This is a genomic window from Lentibacillus sp. CBA3610, assembly GCF_013373365.1.
In the GTDB taxonomy this organism is placed as follows: Bacteria; Bacillota; Bacilli; order Bacillales; family Amphibacillaceae; genus Lentibacillus.
This window is the reverse complement of sequence record NZ_CP035925.1, coordinates 3,221,750-3,234,629: the sequence shown is the minus strand read 5'-3', so window position 1 is coordinate 3,234,629 and position 12,880 is coordinate 3,221,750. Positions and strand designations below refer to the sequence as shown.

General features: G+C 42.0%; 12 protein-coding genes, 1 tRNA gene and 2 other annotated features. Of the genes, 4 read left to right on the top strand and 9 right to left on the bottom strand.

What is annotated here, in order from left to right:
* Positions 1-123: 123 nt before the first annotated feature.
* The 3 genes from Len3610_RS15850 (at position 124) to Len3610_RS15840 (ending at position 2,280) form a co-directional block, all read left to right on the top strand.
* Complete coding sequence (locus tag Len3610_RS15850) at positions 124-771, top strand: deoxynucleoside kinase (RefSeq protein ID WP_176448810.1); 648 nt, start codon at positions 124-126, stop codon at positions 769-771.
* Positions 772-785: 14 nt separating this feature from the next.
* Complete coding sequence (locus Len3610_RS15845) at positions 786-1,469, top strand: deoxynucleoside kinase (protein WP_176448809.1); 684 nt, start codon at positions 786-788, stop codon at positions 1,467-1,469.
* A gap of 469 nt (positions 1,470-1,938) precedes the next feature.
* Positions 1,939-2,280, top strand: coding sequence for a hypothetical protein (locus tag Len3610_RS15840; RefSeq protein ID WP_176448808.1), 342 nt, complete (start codon positions 1,939-1,941; stop codon positions 2,278-2,280).
* A gap of 75 nt (positions 2,281-2,355) precedes the next feature.
* Here Len3610_RS15840 and proC read toward each other — a convergent pair whose 3' ends face one another.
* From proC to guaB, 7 genes are all read right to left on the bottom strand, one after another.
* Complete coding sequence (gene proC, locus Len3610_RS15835) at positions 2,356-3,171, bottom strand: pyrroline-5-carboxylate reductase (protein ID WP_176448807.1); 816 nt, start codon at positions 3,169-3,171, stop codon at positions 2,356-2,358.
* A gap of 45 nt (positions 3,172-3,216) precedes the next feature.
* Positions 3,217-3,433: a binding site (T-box leader), on the bottom strand.
* Between the two features lie 311 nt (positions 3,434-3,744).
* Positions 3,745-3,837, bottom strand: a tRNA-Ser gene (locus Len3610_RS15830).
* Between the two features lie 458 nt (positions 3,838-4,295).
* A complete protein-coding gene (gene serS / locus Len3610_RS15825; protein ID WP_176448806.1) occupies positions 4,296-5,573 on the bottom strand; it encodes a serine--tRNA ligase in 1,278 nt (425 codons plus the stop codon).
* A 53-nt stretch (positions 5,574-5,626) separates the two neighbouring features.
* Positions 5,627-5,844, bottom strand: a binding site (T-box leader).
* A gap of 32 nt (positions 5,845-5,876) precedes the next feature.
* Positions 5,877-6,467: a pyridoxal 5'-phosphate synthase glutaminase subunit PdxT gene (gene pdxT / locus Len3610_RS15820; RefSeq protein WP_176448805.1), complete on the bottom strand. Its 591-nt coding sequence runs from the start codon at positions 6,465-6,467 to the stop codon at positions 5,877-5,879.
* Positions 6,468-6,482: 15 nt separating this feature from the next.
* Positions 6,483-7,367 (bottom strand): pyridoxal 5'-phosphate synthase lyase subunit PdxS, encoded by an 885-nt coding sequence (pdxS, locus tag Len3610_RS15815; protein WP_176448804.1) that lies wholly within the window; start codon positions 7,365-7,367, stop codon positions 6,483-6,485.
* Positions 7,368-7,469: 102 nt separating this feature from the next.
* Entirely contained in the window at positions 7,470-8,816 is a 1,347-nt protein-coding gene (locus tag Len3610_RS15810) for a serine hydrolase (RefSeq protein ID WP_176448803.1), read from the bottom strand.
* A gap of 164 nt (positions 8,817-8,980) precedes the next feature.
* A complete protein-coding gene (gene guaB, locus Len3610_RS15805) occupies positions 8,981-10,447 on the bottom strand; it encodes an IMP dehydrogenase (RefSeq protein ID WP_176448802.1) in 1,467 nt (488 codons plus the stop codon).
* A 303-nt stretch (positions 10,448-10,750) separates the two neighbouring features.
* Here guaB and Len3610_RS15800 point away from each other — a divergent pair, with 303 nt between their 5' ends.
* Positions 10,751-11,698, top strand: a complete 948-nt coding sequence (locus Len3610_RS15800; RefSeq protein WP_176448801.1) for a YaaC family protein — start codon at positions 10,751-10,753, stop codon at positions 11,696-11,698.
* Here the strand turns inward: Len3610_RS15800 and Len3610_RS15795 are convergent.
* Complete coding sequence (locus tag Len3610_RS15795) at positions 11,695-11,898, bottom strand: hypothetical protein (protein ID WP_176448800.1); 204 nt, start codon at positions 11,896-11,898, stop codon at positions 11,695-11,697. The genes Len3610_RS15800 and Len3610_RS15795 overlap by 4 nt on opposite strands.
* A gap of 76 nt (positions 11,899-11,974) precedes the next feature.
* On the bottom strand, positions 11,975-12,871 hold the full coding sequence (locus tag Len3610_RS21925) for a DNA gyrase C-terminal beta-propeller domain-containing protein (RefSeq protein ID WP_369693700.1): 897 nt from the start codon (positions 12,869-12,871) through the stop codon (positions 11,975-11,977).
* Between the last annotated feature and the right edge of the window lie 9 nt (positions 12,872-12,880).

The window sequence follows — 12,880 nt, the reverse complement described above, 5'->3', positions numbered from 1 at the left end:
AACATTATACAAAATTCACAGCCAAATGAAAAGCAGATTTTTTATTTTACATAGAATTGCTCTTTTTTATATGCTAAAATTATATCATCTGTCGACTATCACCGTCTGTTTGGAGGGAAAGTTATGCCAGAAGCCCCGTTTATTGCTGTCGAAGGCCCAATCGGGATTGGAAAGACATCACTTGCAGAAAAACTTTCTGTCCACTTTAACTTTCATCTGTTAAAAGAAATCGTTGATGAAAATCCTTTCCTCGGAAAATTTTACGATAATATTGAGGAATGGAGCTTTCAAACGGAAATGTTTTTTCTTTGCAATCGTTATAAACAACTGGAAGATATTGAACAAAAATATTTGAATCAGCATAAAGCGGTTGTGGCTGATTATCATATATTCAAAAACATGATTTTTGCCAAGCGCACCTTACCGGATGATAAGTTTGCCAAATATGAACAAATTTACCATATATTGACAAAAGATATGCCTGTGCCGAATATTATGATTTACTTGCATGCAAGCCTTGATACTATTTTAAAACGCATTCGGTCACGCGGAAGAGATATTGAACAAAATATTAAACCATCGTATCTGGCACAGCTCGTGCAGGACTATGAGGACTACATGAATGAATTTGAGGTGCTCCACCCGAATATCCCGGTTATCCGGATCAACGGGGATGAAATGGATTTTGTAAAGCACCAGGAAGATCTTGATAACATTATTGGTCTTGTAGATAAGCAGCTTCAAAACTACAAACAAGTATCCAAACGTTAAAGGGGAACATTAAGATGAACTTACGCAATAAATACCAGATCCCACATGACAGCATTATTACAGTTGCTGGTACTGTCGGAGTCGGGAAATCAACCATGACCAAAGCGTTAGCCAACGCCCTGAACTTTAAAACGTCCTTTGAAAAGGTCGATACCAATCCATATCTCGGCAAATTTTACGATGATTTTGAACGCTGGAGCTTCCATCTGCAAATTTATTTCCTGGCTGAGCGTTTCAAGGAACAAAAGAAAATTTTTGAATATGGCGGCGGATTTATCCAGGACCGTTCGATTTATGAGGACACAGGTATTTTTGCTAAAATGCATTATGAGAACGGAACAATGTCCAAAACAGATTATGAAACATATACCAACTTATTTGAGGCTATGGTGATGACGCCCTATTTCCCGCATCCCGATTTATTAATTTATCTGGAAGGTTCATTTGATAACATAATGGAACGGATTCACAACCGGGGGCGTGAAATGGAAAAAAATACGCCTCTTTCCTATTGGGAAGAACTGTATAACCGCTATGAAGAATGGATTAATAACTTTAATGCCTGCCCGATTTTGCGTCTGGATATTTCGGATTATGATTTGCTTGAACAGGGAGAATCGGTTGAGCCGGTCCTTGAGAAAATCGGACATTTCATTCAGCAATCACGGAAATGGAAAACACGTGAATTGATAAGATAAGCATGAAAGGTGCTCCACTAAATGGAGGACCTTTTTAATAACTAAAAACGTGTAAAATTTGGCAGTATAAACCACGTCTTACCCCAATACTAAAGCTGCAGCGAGACTTCCCTCAAGTCTTTTTCCCCATGACTGTTGTAATACGATTTGGGCTTGTTCCAATTGAAAAACGCCTAACCCCTTCTTTCATTACTACTATCGAAACAATTCACCATTTGGGGGCATACAAATGAAAAATAAATTTTATTTTTTTGCTGGATGATGCCCCCTTTTCCGAATTTGTTTCGATTGTAGGGGTGAGAAGGATTATTAAAACACGCCTGAGTGCAAATGTTAGAACCCGATCAACATAATGGAACAATTTATCCCAAATGAACCGTACAAAAGTGATTTATATCACCGGTTATGATGACTACTTCCGGTATAGTGGATGTTGAGCAACGTTTAATACAGGAAAGAAGTGATAATCATGGCAACCATTCGGACAGAAAATGAACGGGATTTAGTCGTGGAAGCGGATTTATCTGATCTGCAGTCGTTCATTGATGAAGCAATGCGGGATTTAGATCATTACAAAGATGAGATCGCTGTTATTTATGACAAGATGCCGAAGTTCGACTATATATACTTTTGCTTCTATGCGTATTCAACTTACCGGCTGCTGGAAGCAACATTTGATTTTGACACAAGTCATGTCGGACATATCCGGGTTGTCGCACCGGATGAATTTTTCTATGCGTTCTATGGCATGATTGCAACACTTCATGCTCAAATTTCTGTTGATGAAACACGGAAACCCGATGTATCATAAGTCAGCCTATAATGTTATCTTTAAATTGCTGTGTATAATTCGAAGGTCACATTATTGTCGCATGCTCACTTATACTCACAGTTTCTTCCCTAATTCAATCGAACGTTCCCGTGCCCGTTCCACACATGTTACGACTGCTTCCTGAAAGTTATGGCTGCTCAGCATTTCCAATCCGGCTTGGGTGGTACCGCCAGGACTTGTAATATTTTCACGAAGCTTGTTTGGATTCAACCCTGACGTTTTCAGCATTTCCCCGGCACCAACAATTGTTTGGGTAATCAGATTATGCGCTGTATCTTGATCTAACCCAGCTTCCACCGCTGCTGATTCCATAGCTTCAACCAAATAATACACATAGGCTGGACCGCTCCCTGAAATTGCCGTAACCGTATGCATATCCGCCTCATCGACTTCGGTTGCTGTACCGATTGTATTAAACAAATCCATCGCTGTCTGCAAATGTTCGTCAGTGGCAAATTCCCCCCGGGTAACGGCTGTAGCCGATTGACCTGCCGCTGATGACGTATTTGGCATTGCCCGGATAACCGGCATAGCTTTGCCGATCAATTGGGAAATCGTATCGGTTGAGACGCCAGCTGCTACTGAGATTAGCAGCTGATCAGCAGTTAAGTGATCCCTGATCGAGGCAACTGCAGCTTCCAGATCATATGGTTTGACTGCTATAACGATAATATTAGCTCCATCAACTGCTTTTTCCTTGTTGTCTATATTTTGGACGGCATACTGTTTTTTAAGAAATGTCAATCGTTCTTTGTCAGATTTGTTCGTGACATAGATCTGCTCTTTAGGTAGAAATCCACTGTTTAATATGCCGGTCAGGATTGATTCAGCCATTGACCCGGCACCAATAAAAGCCATTTTTTCACGCATTTTCATCTCTCCTTTAATGTATAAAAACACCCCAAATCCATCCAGACAAAGGACGGACTTGGGGTGTTTCCGTGGTACCACCTTCATTGACATGCCGAACATGCCCACTCTTATTTCTTAACGCAGCGAGACTGCGGTCAGGTTCTAATCTGACAACTCCAAGGCAGGTTTCACAAAAGCCATACCCGATGGAATCTTTCAGCCGGTGAATTCCAATCTCTTGCGGGAGGCATTTTGCTACTGACCTCTTCTTCGTTTAAATATGGTTCAAAGCTTCCAGTTCAAATAAATATACTGTATTTTTATGTAATATACCTACTAATATGACAAATGTCAAGGCTTAAAAATGAAGCTTTCACTGATTTTAAGCCCTCATGTGAAGAGATGAGGTGAAAGTGGGAGAAATTCTTATATATCCTTCTGTTTATTAGACGACGTTTTAAATCAATTATTACAAGTTTATGTATTTACCCTTTGCGAAAACAGCCTAATAAAGCAAAAAACCGCTACATATGTAACGGTTTGGTGGTGGGTTGAGTATTATTAATCTCCAATTTATGCGATTTAATTAAATGGAGGAGGTAGAGGGATTCGAACCCCCGCGCGGTTTGACCCGCCTGTCGGTTTTCAAGACCGATCCCTTCAGCCAGACTTGGGTATACCTCCATAATGACGACAGGATTAAATTTAACATGTCGGAGCACGGTTGTCAATAACTGAATTTATTTGCTATGGGTAACTTTTTTCGGGGTAACTTTTTTCCGCAACTTTTTCTCAAAAAGCAGCATAAGAGACAGGTTAAGCAATCTGAATGACGTTTCAATGCGATTCAACTACCAAAAGGGCAGAGAGAAGCGATCTCTATGACGTTTCAGTGCAATTTTACCACCAAAAGGGCAGAGAGAAACGGTCTCTATGACGTTTCAGTGCAATTTTACCACCAAAAGGGCAGAGAGAAGCGGTCTCTATGACATTTCAGTGCGATTCTACCACCAAAAGGGCGGAGAGAAGCAATCTCTATGACGTTTCAGGCAATTTTACTACCAAAAGGGCAGAGAGAAGCGATCTTGGCTCTGTAATAAAATCAAAACCAGGAGAGCTGAGCGCCCTTTCCTGGTTTTTCACTATGCCTTTAAAAGGTCATTCCCGCCCATGTACGGACGCAGTAGTTCCGGAACCACAACAGACCCGTCTTCCTGCTGATAATTCTCCAAAATAGCGGCTACGGTACGTCCGACAGCGAGACCCGATCCATTCAATGTATGGACGAATTCAGGTTTTTCATTGGCATCTCTGCGGAAGCGAATACCGGCACGTCTTGCTTGAAAGTTCTCAAAATTGGAGCAGGAAGAAATTTCACGGTACGTTTCCTGACTCGGCATCCACACTTCAATATCGTATTTTTTAGCAGCCGTGAAGCCCAGATCACCTGTACACATATTCATAACACGGTAAGGCAAATTTAAACGCTGCAAGACTTTTTCGGCATTGCCTGTCAATGTTTCCAAGGTTTCATAGGAGTCTTCCGGCTTCGTGAAATGGACCAATTCAACCTTGTTAAATTGATGCTGACGGATAAGCCCGCGTGTATCACGTCCGGCAGATCCTGCTTCAGACCGGAAATTGGCACTGTATGCCGCATATTTCTTTGGCAGCTCATCAATTGGCAAAATCTCATCACGATGGAAATTCGTGACCGGTACCTCAGCGGTCGGAATCAGGAAATAATCCCATTCCTCCAATTTAAATACATCTTCGGAAAATTTAGGAAGCTGGCCGGTTCCTGTCAGGCTGTCACGGTTAACGATTTGCGGCGGCATCATCTCGGTATAACCATGTTCATCCGCATGCAAATCCATCATAAAGCTGATTAGCGCGCGTTCCAGACGTGTTCCTATTCCTTTGTAAAATACAAAACGGCTTCCGGTCACTTTGGCAGCCCGTTCAAAATCAAGAATATCCAAATCAGCTGCAATATCCCAATGCGGTTTTTCATCAAAATCAAATACTGGCAAGTCCCCCCATTTACGTGCCACCACATTATCATCCTCATCTTCACCAATCGGAACACTTTCATGTGGTATATTTGGGATTGAAAGCATAATCATCTCGAGCGATTCTTCAATTTCTTTCAGCTCCGAATCGTATTCTTTTATTTTATCTCCTACCTCACGCATTTCTTTGATTGCCGGTTCTGCATCCTTTTTTTCCTTTTTCAGAGCGGAAATCTGTTTCGATGTCTCATTACGCTTTGCCTTAAGCGTTTCTGTTTCAGAAATTAATGTTCTGCGCCGTTCATCAAGCTCACCAAACCGATCCAAATCAGACAAATCTTCACCACGATGAGCCAACTTCTCCTTTACGTCAGCAAAATTATTCCGTAAAAATTTCATATCCAGCATAGATGAATGCCTCCTTTAAACGATTGCATAAAAAAACTCGCGCCCCTGATAAATACAGGGACGAGAGTGTTTTTCCCGCGTTGCCACCCTTGTTGAAGAGTGAATGACTCTTCCGGCTCTAATGCGATAACGGCGTTTAACCGGGTTTACCTACTGTCATTTCAGCAAACCAGTTCAAGGATGGATTCACAAATTGCTTTCATCGGTTTGCACCGGCCACCGACTCTCTGAAGAAAGCCAATCTGTTACTGCTTCCTGTCACGACTGTTCCATATGTTAAAATTTATCATATCGGATTTTACATCACGATGCAAGTATCTCTTTTGATTGTTCCACCATTTGCGCAAAATATTCAATCAAACGATTGTCATCGGTTAATTCCGGATGAAACGCTGTACACAGATAATGTCCCTGTTTAGCTGCCACTATCCGCTCCTGATAAGCAGATAATACCTCTACATCAGAACCCGTCTTCATTATATACGGGGCACGGATAAAGACAGCATTGAATGCATCACCGGCATGTTTCACATCCAAATTGGCCTCAAAACTTGCCACTTGCCGGCCGAATGCATTCCGCGCAACCTTCATATCCATTAACCCCAAATGTGCCTGTTCCTCGCCTTCAATGTCATTTGCCATCAAAATCAGGCCAGCACACGTACCAAAAACAGGCTTACCTTGCTTTCCGAAATCCTGAATAGCATCGAAAAATCCATAACTGTCAATCAGTCTGCGCATTGTCGTGCTTTCACCGCCCGGCAGGATTAGTCCGTCAATGTCTGCAAGCTGCTCTTTTCGTTTGATTTCAACAGCTGCTGCACCTGTTTCTTCAATAGAGCGAATGTGCTCACGTACAGCACCCTGCAATGCCAGTACACCAATTGTCGTCATAACCATTCCTTCTTTCTATTCGCTGCGATCCTGCATACGGTCATGTGCTTCCAATGTGCCCATTTCGATACCTTTCATAGCCGTACCAAGATCTTTGGAAAGCTCACCAATTAATTGATAATCCGTATAATGCGTTGTGGCCTCAACAATTGACTTGGCAAATTTCTCCGGATGGTTCGATTTAAAGATACCGGAACCGACGAATACGCCATCTGCTCCAAGCTGCATCATCAATGCTGCATCAGCTGGTGTAGCCACACCACCTGCTGCAAAATTGACAACCGGAAGACGGCCTTCTTTTTTAATTTCCAAAAGCAGTTCATATGGTGCACCGATTTCTTTGGCGTAAGTCATGATTTCATCTTCTGACATCGATGACAGTTTTCGGATCTCAGATTGCACCTGGCGCATATGACGTACAGCTTCAACAATATTCCCTGTACCAGGCTCGCCTTTGGTGCGCAGCATGGATGCCCCTTCACCAATACGGCGGGATGCCTCACCAAGATTACGGCAGCCGCACACAAATGGTACGGTGTAATCAGATTTTTTTAAATGATAGTCTTCATCTGCCGGTGTCAGTACTTCACTTTCGTCAATATAATCAACACCCATTGCTTCAAGGACGCGAGCTTCCACAATGTGTCCAATACGTGCTTTTGCCATGACTGGAATGGATACAGCATTCATGACCTCTTCTGTTATTTCCGGGCTTGCCATGCGAGCTACACCCCCGGCAGCACGAATATCAGATGGGACGCGTTCCAATGCCATGACAGCAACCGCACCCGCTTCTTCAGCTATTTTAGCCTGTTCGGCATTGACAACATCCATGATAACGCCGCCTTTTTGCATTTCTGCCATGCCACGTTTGACACGTTCTGTTCCTGTGTTTGTCATATTGTTCCCTCCCCATATCATAAAACAACATCAACTAAAATCTATTTGACTATTTCATGTGTCTTAAAAGCTCATATTCAGAAGACCAGTGGAATTGGTTATTTAAAACCAGCCTTTCACTGTATCAACAACAGCACCGAATATATCAGCAAAAAATCCGCCTATTGCCCCAAGTGTCAGCATAAACCAGTTATCTTTCTCAACGGTATTTTGCGCAACCAGATCGATTGTCTGTTGATTGCTATCGGGGAATATATAACCATAGTCTTCTTCACCATTATAGACAACTTCAGCAGTTCCAATCGTTTCTCCTTCTTCAATTGGCGCTGTGAGTTCCCCGTCTTCGTTTAATCTATCTTCATCCAATTGGTACTCAATGCTGTAGTTCTCTGCCTGCTCTCCTGTTACCGGTGCACTGAATGCCTCATTAATGGCTACTTGTACGGTATCTTCTTTTCCTTTTGAAACGGGAATAGCTGATTCATCTTCCAACTGATAGCCAGCCGGGAAAATTTCCTGCGTTTCAAACTGATTAAAACCGTAATCCATCAGTTTAGCCGTTTGCTCAAAACGTGCTTCTTCGCTTTCTGTTTTCATCACGACAGATATATAACGGTTACCATCACGTTCGGAAGTACCCGTAAAGGAATAGCCGGCAAGATCGGTATAACCTGTCTTTAATCCATCCATACCTTCATAATTGTATTGCTGCAGATAAGTAGCTTCGCCTTCACCATGTGGCAGCATCCAATTCCAATTGGTCATTGTCTGGTCATCAAATTCTGCTGAAGGTGTCCCGGAGACCTCAAGAGCCTGCGGATAATCTTCTATCAAATTATAGGCAAGTAAAGCCGCTGAACGGGCTGATAACAAATTAGTCGCGTCCGCATCAGTTCCCTCTGGCACATTTTCCCCAAGTGATGAATTGGCGAGACCTGTGGAGTTAACAAATTCATATTCCGGCAGTCCCATTTCTTCTGCCTTTTCGTTCATCATTTTGACAAATTCGCCTTCAGATCCCGCAATCAATTCAGCCAGTGCGATTGTTGTTGCGTTATCTGAATTGATCGCCATCGCGTCATACAATTGTTTAACAGTATAATCTTTATCCTGCGTCAGCCCGACACCTGAAAAATCGTTATTTGCAGATATACTGTAAGGATAGTCACTTATCTGTGTTGTTGTGTCCCAGCTGATTTGACCTTCCTCAACGGCTTCCTGAACAAGGTATTCAGTCATGATTTTGGTCATACTAGCTGGAGGTAGTTCCATGTCAGGATTTTTTGCATAAATAATTTTCCCTGTTTCGGCATCAACCAATATAGCTGATTCTGCCTCGATGTCCAATGATTCTTCTGCCTTAACAGAGAACGGCTGGATTGTAACGGTTGACAACATTACCAGTGCCGCAAGCAATACTGGTAAACATTTCTTTAAGTTGTGTTTCACTTTCTCTACCTCCACCTGATTGATGAAATTATTTATATAATTTTTATACCTTAAACATTTTACCATAAAAAATAGAGAAAAAATAGACAGGGTAAAGCCCTATCTATTGAATATTTAATAGGCAATATTTACTATTAGCATGTTAACCATTTAAACTGATCAGACTACGAATAATTGGGAGCCTCTTTTGTAATTTGAACATCATGTGGATGACTCTCTCTTAACCCGGCATTTGAAATTCTAATGAACCGGGCATCATGGCCCAATGCATCAATCGAGCCTGTTCCACAATACCCCATGCCGGCCCTTAATCCGCCAATCAATTGGTGAACGGTATCAGCAAGGGGCCCTTTGTAGGCAGTCCTTCCTTCAATACCTTCTGGAACCAATTTTTTAGCATCTTCAGCATCCTGAAAATACCGATCTTTAGATCCTGATTCCATAGCGCCAATTGATCCCATACCACGGTAAACTTTATATTGTCTGCCTTGAAATATTTCGGTTTCTCCGGGGCTTTCGGTTACACCGGCAAACATACTGCCGAGCATAACGGCATGCGCACCGGATGCCAGTGCTTTAACAATATCACCGGAATACTTGATGCCGCCATCAGCAATAACCGGAATACCATACCCGGAAGCTGCCATCGCGCAATCATGGACAGCTGTTATTTGTGGCACACCAATACCCGCTACGACCCTTGTTGTACAAATCGATCCAGGTCCGATACCAACTTTTACAATCGTTGCACCAGCTTTAATTAAGTCCACGGTTGCTTCACCTGTCGCAACATTTCCCGCTATAATATCGAGATCAGGGTATGCTTCACGGACAGCACGAACTTTTTCCAGTACACCAGCTGAATGGCCATGAGCCGTATCAATGACAATGACATCAACACCTGCTTCAACAAGTTTTTCAATGCGTGTCATCGCATCACTGGTCACACCGACAGCAGCACCGGTCAGCAGTCTTCCTTGTGAATCTTTGGCTGCATTCGGAAATTCAATTGCTTTTTCAATATCCTTAATTGTAATTAAACCTTGGAGTATACCGTTCTCATCAGTAAGAGGCAATTTCTCAATCCGGTGTGTCTGCAGCAAGTGTTCAGCTTCTTCCAACGTTGTCCCCACAGGAGCTGTTACCAGATTATCGCTCGTCATGACATCTTTAATCGCAGTGGAATAGTCCTGAATAAAGCGTAGATCGCGGTTTGTCAAAATACCAACCAATTTTTTCTCATCAATATTATTCACAATCGGGACACCGGAAATGCGGAATTTTCCCATTAAATGTTCGGCGTCAAAAACTTGATGTTCCGGGCTCAGGAAAAACGGATTTGTAATTACACCACTCTCTGAACGTTTGACCCGATCCACCTGTTCGGCCTGATCCTCGATTGACATATTTTTATGAATAATTCCAAGCCCGCCTTGCCGGGCCATTGCTATGGCCATATCTGCTTCGGTTACCGTATCCATCCCGGCACTCAGCAATGGAGTGTTGAGCTTGACTTTCTCAGACAACGCCGTACTGATATCAGCATCCTTTGGCAATACATCCGACTTATCAGGCATCAATAAAACATCATCAAACGTTAATCCTTCTTTGGCAAACTTATCTTCACGCATGTCTAATCCTCCTATCCATGTTGTTGGTATTTATGAAACGTTTTTTTCTAAAGAATATTTTTGTTTTAAAGCAGAGTTTAAGCATAGATTATCTCACCAGCAACCCGAATACACGGAGACTGGGGAGTGTGAAAACAGCCTAATGAAATGATTATCATTTTCTTATTTGGAGAAACTATGCTTGTCATTCTATTGTTATTTACAATACGCCAACTGGAAGGCTTTTTCAATACTATAATGACTGTATAATAAAAGAAATTTGATTCGGAAAATTCCGTATAATTATGAGGAGCATTCTAACATATGACAGACTTTTATACCTATCTCCAATCACAGCAGACAGCCCAGCGCTATTTAAAGGGATGTTACGAACAATTGGATGATATTGATGCCTCCGTAAAGAGTTTTGAAAACTGTCAGCCATTCATGCATTATCTGGATCATGGTATCCGGTTTTTTGAGAACGGCAAAAGATTGGAGACATTGCTGCAGCCGATGTTATTTTTTTATGGCATGGTCCATTTACTAAAAGCTGTGTTATTGACTGTCAGGCCGAATTACCCCGAATCAACTTCAATATTGGCACACGGTGTATCCAGCCGGAAACGTAAAAAGAAGGATTATACGTTTCTGGATGATGAAGTGAAAATTCAGCATAATGGACTTTATCCCTATTTCTCACAACACTTATTCTCAATTAAAGAATCACCATTTGACAAAATAAAAATGAAACAGCTGCTGACCTTAATCCCGGAGATGACATCGTTGTTTACTTTTCATGATAAAGATAATATGGCTGCTGTCGGGAGTCATGAGACATTTAATTTACAATTTCCAACTTTCATATTGGACAACTATCATTTAACGGCCAATGCATTTATCAAACGTATCAAACCTTATTTGCCGGCTGTAAAACATGTGGAAACCACCAATGAAATAATTGATGTTAATTTGACACATCCGTTCAGACCTTCGAATAACAGCCCTTTTTTCACTGATACAATACAGAGGGAGATTTACTTTCCAGCACATCGGGAAAATTTTATACCGGTTTCCGAGATAATGGTCCATTATTTGCTGTTATATAACTTGAGCATGCTGTGCCGCTACGAGTCAGAATGGTGGGGGGATCTGCTGGCAGCTAAACCGGATATCGATTACCCATTTATTAAAACGTTTCTAAGTACCACTGCCGACAAAGTCCCGCTTCTGCTCGAACACTTCCTTTTGCAGATGAATAGAGGACATTAAATTGAACGTTCAGGCTGAAACGGTTTGCCATCAGAGAGTGTTGTCGAGACATCAACCGTTTCAACTAAAAATTTATGTATAATGGTGATATGTTCATACGTTAATACGGTTTTTTCCGGAATAATCGGCTTATTTGTCTTGCCATTTATATCCTTTAACAAAACACACCCCGGTACCAGCTGAAAAGCGTCTACACGCATGGAATTCCCCCTCCTGAATTAAATGGTGACCCAAACTATATCTTTGGGTCACCATCAAACTTAACCTCACCGCTAATTAAGAATCCTGATCTTTTCCTGCGTCTGTTTCAGAATTCTCCGCTTCTTCAGGAGCCACCTCAGCCGATTCTTCCGCTTCTTCTTTTTCCACTTTTGTAACTGTCGCAACTTCTTCTTCTTCCTGCAGGCGGATCAGACGGACACCTTGTGCATTTCGCCCGGTCTGTGAAATACCTTCGACCGGAATACGAATCAGCACACCAGCAACGGTTATAAGCATGATATCTTCTTCCCCTGTAACCGCTTTGACCGCCACAACCTGATTGTGATCTGATAACTTACAGGTGAAAATCCCTTTTCCGCCACGGTTTGTAACACGATACTGGTCTTCGGGTGTGCGTTTTCCGATCCCTTTATTGGTCACATGCAATACCTGCAGGCCTTCATCCAAAATTTCCATGGAAACAACTTCATCATCACCGCGCAATGAAATACCGCGCACACCGGCTGCATTTCTTCCCATCGAGCGGACCTGATCTTCCGGAAAACGGATAAGATAGCCGTTTTTAGTGCCCATCATAATATCTTTCGTACCGTCTGTTAATCTAACTGAAATTAATTCATCTTCCTCCCGCAGGCCAACTGCAATTAAGCCGCCTTTACGTATATTGGCAAATTGCGATAATCTCGTACGTTTGGATAATCCATGTCTTGTTGTAAAGAACAGATAGTAATCCTCACGGTATTCAGAAACTGAGATAGCGGCATTAACCCATTCATCTTTTTCAATCTGCAATAAATTAATAATCGGTATTCCTTTTGCGGTACGGCTGAATTCAGGAACTTCATAACCTTTTGCACGATACACCTTTCCTTTATTCGTAAAGAAAAGGATGGTATCATGGGTTGAAGTGGATACTAAGTGTTCAACAAAATCATTCTCATTTGTCCCCATACCCTGAAT

Bases quoted from the DNA above. Each gene is read 5' to 3' on its own strand.
- Len3610_RS15850 (WP_176448810.1), top strand. From the start codon at position 124: ATGCCAGAAGCCCCGTTTATTGCTGTCGAAGGCCCAATCGGGATTGGA.
- Len3610_RS15845 (WP_176448809.1), top strand. From the start codon at position 786: ATGAACTTACGCAATAAATACCAGATCCCACATGACAGCATTATTACA.
- Len3610_RS15840 (WP_176448808.1), top strand. From the start codon at position 1,939: ATGGCAACCATTCGGACAGAAAATGAACGGGATTTAGTCGTGGAAGCG.
- proC (WP_176448807.1), bottom strand. From the start codon at position 3,171: ATGCGTGAAAAAATGGCTTTTATTGGTGCCGGGTCAATGGCTGAATCA.
- serS (WP_176448806.1), bottom strand. From the start codon at position 5,573: ATGCTGGATATGAAATTTTTACGGAATAATTTTGCTGACGTAAAGGAG.
- pdxT (WP_176448805.1), bottom strand. From the start codon at position 6,467: ATGACGACAATTGGTGTACTGGCATTGCAGGGTGCTGTACGTGAGCAC.
- pdxS (WP_176448804.1), bottom strand. From the start codon at position 7,367: ATGACAAACACAGGAACAGAACGTGTCAAACGTGGCATGGCAGAAATG.
- guaB (WP_176448802.1), bottom strand. From the start codon at position 10,447: ATGCGTGAAGATAAGTTTGCCAAAGAAGGATTAACGTTTGATGATGTT.
- Len3610_RS15800 (WP_176448801.1), top strand. From the start codon at position 10,751: ATGACAGACTTTTATACCTATCTCCAATCACAGCAGACAGCCCAGCGC.
- Len3610_RS15795 (WP_176448800.1), bottom strand. From the start codon at position 11,898: ATGCGTGTAGACGCTTTTCAGCTGGTACCGGGGTGTGTTTTGTTAAAG.
- Len3610_RS21925 (WP_369693700.1), bottom strand. From the start codon at position 12,871: ATGGGGACAAATGAGAATGATTTTGTTGAACACTTAGTATCCACTTCA.